At 35.3% G+C, this 6,623-nt stretch carries 3 protein-coding genes and 1 pseudogene; 1 reads left to right on the plus strand and 3 read right to left on the minus strand.

Features of this window, described 5'->3' with window-relative positions; all coding sequences use genetic code 11:
- Positions 1 to 16: 16 nt before the first annotated feature.
- The 3 genes from FC86_RS03625 to brnQ all read right to left on the minus strand — a co-directional run bounded on the left by FC86_RS03625 (position 17) and on the right by brnQ (position 2,720).
- Positions 17 to 1,018 carry a YdcF family protein gene (locus FC86_RS03625; RefSeq protein WP_156403338.1) on the minus strand — a complete coding sequence of 334 codons (1,002 nt, stop codon included), beginning with the start codon at positions 1,016 to 1,018 and terminating at the stop codon, positions 17 to 19.
- A 55-nt stretch (positions 1,019 to 1,073) separates the two neighbouring features.
- Positions 1,074 to 1,292 carry a hypothetical protein gene (locus FC86_RS03630; RefSeq protein WP_056974716.1) on the minus strand — a complete coding sequence of 73 codons (219 nt, stop codon included), beginning with the start codon at positions 1,290 to 1,292 and terminating at the stop codon, positions 1,074 to 1,076.
- A 75-nt stretch (positions 1,293 to 1,367) separates the two neighbouring features.
- Positions 1,368 to 2,720 carry a branched-chain amino acid transport system II carrier protein gene (gene brnQ / locus FC86_RS03635; RefSeq protein WP_056974717.1) on the minus strand — a complete coding sequence of 451 codons (1,353 nt, stop codon included), beginning with the start codon at positions 2,718 to 2,720 and terminating at the stop codon, positions 1,368 to 1,370.
- Positions 2,721 to 2,958: 238 nt separating this feature from the next.
- Here brnQ and FC86_RS03640 point away from each other — a divergent pair.
- Positions 2,959 to 6,623, plus strand: a pseudogene (locus FC86_RS03640) (KxYKxGKxW signal peptide domain-containing protein); the annotation flags it as partial.

A 6,623-nucleotide genomic window follows, 5' to 3' on the forward strand; every position in this document is an offset into this window, starting at 1 on the left:
CTCAGAGCTTTTTTTATTATAGTATTTGAGACAGTGACTTAATAATTGCAAATAATACTAATCCTGTTACGATTATGGCATGAAAATTTCGGTGTGCGAGCAAGACGGCAATGTACTCTCTGATAATCGCATTTGGAACAAAGAAAAATTTGGTTTTAGCACCAAGACCGTTAATGGCCATTCCAGCATCTCGTGCATATTGTGCACCACGATAAAGATGATAATAGCTCGTGACAAAGATGCCATTGTGAACATCTAGTCCTAATTGATCTACGATTTTTTTTGAAAAGGTCATGTTTTCAATTGTATTTTTGGCCTTAGTTTCAGCAATAACATGTTTAGCATCAACACCGTGTGTAATAGCATAGTGACGCATGGCTTCACCTTCTGATATGCTTTCGTCAGATCCTTGTCCACCTGTACAAACAATATAGGGTGCTGTTTTTCCTTTTTTAATTTGTTTTTGATAAAACCAAATACCACGATTAATTCTTGAAGCGAGTAAAGGTGGAACTTGATTGCCATTAATTAAGCCAGAACCTAAAACAATAATAAAGTCTTTGTCTTTTTTTGGCCTGTAAAAGTAGAAGAGTAATAGTGAGCTTAAAAAGCTAAACAAACAAAGGATAATGTAACCTAAAATAATACTTAGTATATTGTCAAAAAAGATGAATATTTTTTCAGGTAATAACCAATGTATCAATCCAAAAACAAATGGATAAAGGATACTCATTATTCCTAAAATAAGTGTCAATGTGTTAGCTAGTGAATGAGATTCTTTTTGCCAAACGATAATACCGTTCCAGATTAAGAAGACACCATAAAATATTGAAAAGAAAATAACAACAACCATTAATAATCCAGCTATTATGAAGCTTGTTATAGTCAAAGGCTGATAGTTGATTGTTAAAACAATGGAACCAAATAGTATTCCCGTTGTTAAAATAGCTAAGTTAAGTAGCAAACCATTTCGTAGTCGACTTTTATTTTGTTTGTAGCTGTATAAAAATGATGTCATAATGATTAAATCGATTAAAAATATGCAAAAAATAAACAAGTTTAAACCTCTTTTCTTATCTAAATAAATAGACTAGGGCAATTCCAATTAGGGATATGATAGCTCCCCAAAAAAGTTGGAAGAAGACACTTTTATCGCCTAACAACAAGCGTAAAATAGGCGCTTTTTTACCAAATCCAAATAAAATAATACCGAAGATAAAAACCACAAATGCAAAAAAGCCTTTTGGATTTTGGTTAAAAAAGTCACCGATTTCTTTCAATAGTTGATCCATAATCAGACCTCATTTCTGATAATCGTTTAACTCATTTTATCATATTTGATAAATACTAAATAAAAAAGCAAAGCATTAAGCTTTGCTTTTTTTTGTTGGGTTTAATTTAAGTAAAATCATCCCAATAATGTAACCAACAACAGCAGGTATTACCCACCCCAGTCCAATTGAACTAAAAGGAATGAGTGCATGATAGGATTCAATGATTCTTGTTATTGTCTCATTTGCCAAAAACTGTGGTAGGTTGTTGAGTCCATCCATAATTGCGGGAATCAAAACAAATAAAGTTGTTGTTTGGTATAAGATATTATGATCACCAACTAACGGCGTTAATAAAGCAACAATGATTAAGACGAGAGCCAATGGAAACATAAACATTAAAACAGGAACAGAATAAGAAATAATATTTGTTAATCCAATATTTGCAAATAGTGCTGGAGCAATGCAGGCGATGATGACAAATGTACGATAAGAAACTTTAGGAAATAAGTTGTTCATTGTTTCTCCAAAAGCAGTAATTAATCCAATCGCTGTTTTTAAACAAGCAACGATAATAATAGCAGCTAGTAAGACATTCCCAAGCTTACCGAAATAGTGAGTGGCAATTTGTGCTAAGGCAATGCCACCATTTGAAGCTGGTGCTAGTTGGCCCAAACTTAAACCGCCCATTAAAGCCAGCAGGATATAGATAACACTCATCAAAATAATAAAAATCACACTGGATTTCGTCAGCTCTTTGGCGATTTGTTTTGAATCAGTTATACCTAATTCTTTGATAGCATCGATCACAATGAAAGCCATCAACTGAGCACCTAAAGCATCCATAGTATTATAACCTTGCAAGAAACCAGTGAAGAAAGTATGGCTTTGATAAGCAGGCTGTGCTGTATGATTGAGGTCTCCCATTGGATTCATAAAAGCAAATAAAATTAAAATTCCCATTAGAATTAAGAACAAGGGTGTTAGGTATTTACCAACATAAGTCATTAATTTTGCAGGTTTTAAAGTTAACACAAAAGTTAATGTGAAAAATAGAATAGAAAAAATAGCCAAAACCCATTTTTCGGAACCAGCACTAATTAAAGGTTGAATCCCAACATCAAATGAAGTAGTGGCTAGTCTAGGCGTAATAAACAGTGGGCCTAAAATCAAGAAAATAAGAATTGTAAAAACATAAGCATAAGGTTTACTAACTTTATTTGCAATTTCAAAAACACTGTTTTCCTTAATAAAATTAACACTTAAAACACCCAGTAAAGAAAATCCAACTGAAGTAACTAAAAAACCAGCAGTAGATAAGGGAAGTAGATTCCCAGATTGTTGACCAAGTGAGATAGGAAAAATAACATTTCCCGCACCAAAGAAAACACCAAAGAGTAATAGTCCAATATATATTGTATTTTTCAAAGATAAATGATTCGTCTTCATTAATAATTCCTTTCCTGTTTTGAATTTGTAAAAGGTCAATAGCACTATTTATTTTACAGGTAATTAAAAGAAAGAGGAAGTCATAAATCTGCCTTTTACAGGTTAAAAGTGATTTTTGAAGATAAATTGCGTAGTGTGTGATTTCAAGGGTAAATAGTTTACTTATTAAATGAGCGGGAATATAATCGCCTCAATAATTATATTTTTAGTAGGTAACAAATCACAAGGAGACGTTTTCATGTATAACAAAAAACAATATCAAAAGACAAACGAAAAGAAAGTGATGAGAAAACACAAGAAACAATGGGTGGTTGTATCCTTAACTACTTTGGCGTTGCTAGGTGGTTCAGCCAATTTAGGCGGTGTCGGGATGCACACTGTTTTTGCAGATACTCAAAACACCAGTACTGCAGTCACTTTGCCTCAGACAAAAGTGTCGGGAACTGGCACCACGAATACACAACCAGTTTCACAAAACACTAACACGACAAGTCCCCAAGTTGACTCTTCAAGAGATAACGTTAATAAAGCAAGTGCAGTTGAGCAAACTAATGACAGCAATGCTTCTCAAAAACAAACATCTGATGAAGGGACTGCGGATGCTTTATCAGATATTAATTTGGGTGCAACTACAAGTAAGCTAGCTAGTCAACAACCTGATAGCACCTATGCTGCAGATTATATTAATAGCTATAATCAAGTGTTTAATGGGTATCAAGATGGTATGACTGCAACTACAACCACAAAAAATAGTACAGATTCCTCTTATCTAAAAGGATATGATGTTGGTTATCAAGCTAATCCAAGAGTTAAGGGATACAATGATGGTCTTGCGGATATCCAAGCATTAAAAGAAAATCAGATGATAAAAAATAGTCAAGGTAAAAGTGCTGACTATATTGCTGGTTACAAGTCAGCCTATCAAGGATATAGTGATGGAACCAACTATACTTCTCCTAATCCAAGCATAAATGTAAAAGGTTGGAATAGCTTAAACCCTAATTCTAATACGCTAACAGATGTTTTATATAGTAATGCATATAGTCAAGGTAAATCTTACTATGACACTAACAAAACAAAGCTAGTATCAACATCTTTTCAACTATATCAAAGTTACCTTGATAATAATTCAGGACTAACAGGAGTTAAAATACTAAACAATATTAGTATGTGGGATACTCAAGGAGTTAATGGAGCCACAGGTTATGATGGTAATGGTGTTGCCACTTCAGTATATGGAAACGCAACTAATGCACAGTCCAAGCTTTATTCAAATGCAGCTGAAAGAATTGTTTACTATACCACAGACACACCTGTTACTTATGATGGATTGGATCATACAGTAGACTATGCTTCTTACGTTTTCTCTAATCGTTCTATTCCAGGTGACATTAACATTAAAAATATTACGATGTATGGTGGAGATTATTATGGACCTATGAAAAAAGAGTCTGGTGGTAATATATCCTACGATAATATTACATACACTGGTCCACAGTTAGTGAATGCGACAGGGGCCAATGTTACAATAAAAAACAATGTTACGGTAAATGGTGGACAGAATTATAATCCTACCCAAATAGGGATTGATTTACCCCCAGAAGCCACAACTGGTGCTACCAGATATGTGCCGGACTTTGTCGCATCAGAAGGTGGCCCTATATTAGGTGGAGATATAAATGGTGGTAGTGAAGAACAAAACATGGAAGTTTCTTCAGTTTTGTTCACTAAAGGAAGTCATTATACCGGTAGCTCTTACAATGGTACAGTGATTGAAGCCTCTGGATCAGGGGATATTATCGTTGATGAAGGTGCTATAGTTGATTTAAAGCCGAAGGGTGACGGATCTTATGGGGCTGGGAATGCTCCATCTGGCGGAGTTGCTCAAGGTATGTACTTACATGGTACAAATAATGTTTATGTTAGAAAAAACGCTAGTGTGAATATTACACTTCAAAAAAACGATTATATGGCTCAACATGGATATACGGATAGGACTGCCAATGCCATTTATATGACTGGTGGGACTTTGAATATTGATCAAGGAGGTACAATCTCTGTAGATTACGATGGGAAAATGCCAACTAATATGACATCCGGTGGTGTTTATCTTAATGGTGGTACTGTGAATGTTAATGGTACCTTTGATATTACGGGTAAGAACTTAGGAGACAGCAGTAATTTGTTACTTTATGCGGGTTCTGCTGTAAATATCACAAATGGGAATATGAATATTTCTATTGCTGATGGTAGCGGTAATATGCACTTGGTTAACGGTAATGCATTTAATGTTTCAAATCCTGGTACTTCAGGTATTAATTTTGATTTAGGACAAAATACAGGATCGGGTAGTGCGTTGTTCGGATCTGGTACCATGATTGCTAAAAATGTTAGTGTTAACCATAGTGATAAATATTTACCTTACTATGATTTAAACATCCCTATGGGAGGTGGTACTGTCACAGGTAATGGTATGAATGGATACGATTCAAACGTATTTAACTATTCCTTAGCTGCAGACGACTCTAAAACTAAACGTTTAGAGTTGAGAGCTATACCAGATTTTGGTTTTGTACCTAATAGTAATGATGTTAAATTGGATAGTAATGGAAATTATGTTCTAACAGGTAACTTACAGACTATTAATTCATCACCTAATTTTAACAATTCTCAAAATTCTATTTACCTTCGAATGTTAGATAAAAATGGGAATCCATTACCTGGCAATACATATCCTAATACTGAAGATAGTAAGGATGTCGATTCTGCCAATAAACCAAATGTATATACAGTAGCTCTTAAGAATAATAGTCAAACGGATGGTACTATTCAATATCAAATTAGTTTACCTAAAGAATTTGATCTTACCCAAATTAATAATTATCAAGTTCAGGGACACTATGTTATAAGTAACCATTTAAACCAGATTGATTTGAGTCAGGATAAAATCAATGACGTAATTGCTAAAAGAGCTACAAGTTCTTATGATGATGGAGTCGCTGCTTTTTTAAATCATAAAGATGATAAGCCAGCATATGATCCAAGTACTGATTCTAGGTATAACACCCCTAATAGTGATTACAAAACTGGATATGATGGCGCGAAAGATGGTTATGATAGCAAAGGAGACTCTACGAAATCCTTAGTTTATGGCTATGGTAGTGATAGTTATAAAAAAGCATTTGACATAGGTGGTAGTGCTTACTTTGAGGAACGATCATCAGGTTATGAAAACGCTAATGATAATAATACAAAAGCTCAAAGTTATGCAAAAGATGCAACAAATAGTGCTAGCCAAGCAAAAGATAGCAATCAAACAGCAACAAATGCAGCAACAAGTGCAGGCCAAGCAGCAACAACCGCTAATAATGCGCAAAGTACAGCAAGTAGCTTGAGTACTAAGTATCCAAATGATCAAGTAATCGCAAGTGCCGCAAGTGCCGCATCGAGTGCAGCAGCAGATGCAAATCAAGCTTCAAGTACAGCCGCACAAGATGTACAAAAAGCATCAAGCGCTAATTCAACAGCAGCATCAGCAACAAATGATGCGAGTGTAGCAGCAAGTAAAGCCGCAAGTGAAGCATCATTAGCAAGTACAGCAAACGAAAATGCAGTATCGGCAGCTAAGGCAGGTAATGAAACACAAGCTACAGAGTATGTGCAAGAGGCTAAAAGCGCTGCTCAAAGTGTAGCAGATCAAACAGCAGCAGCCAGTGCCGCAGCAAGTACAGCAGCAAGTGCCGCAGCAGTCGCTTCACAAGCCGCAAGCGATGCTACAAAAGCAAACCAAGCCGCTCAAATTGATCAACAAACTGCAACATCACAAGCTGCAATTGCAAACCAAGCGTCAAGTACAGAAGATCAAGGAAATACGGCGGTAAGTCAAGCCAATGCCGATAATAC

Origin of the sequence: Holzapfeliella floricola DSM 23037 = JCM 16512, assembly GCF_001436605.1 — a bacterium.
Taxonomy (GTDB): Bacteria; Bacillota; Bacilli; order Lactobacillales; family Lactobacillaceae; genus Holzapfeliella; species Holzapfeliella floricola.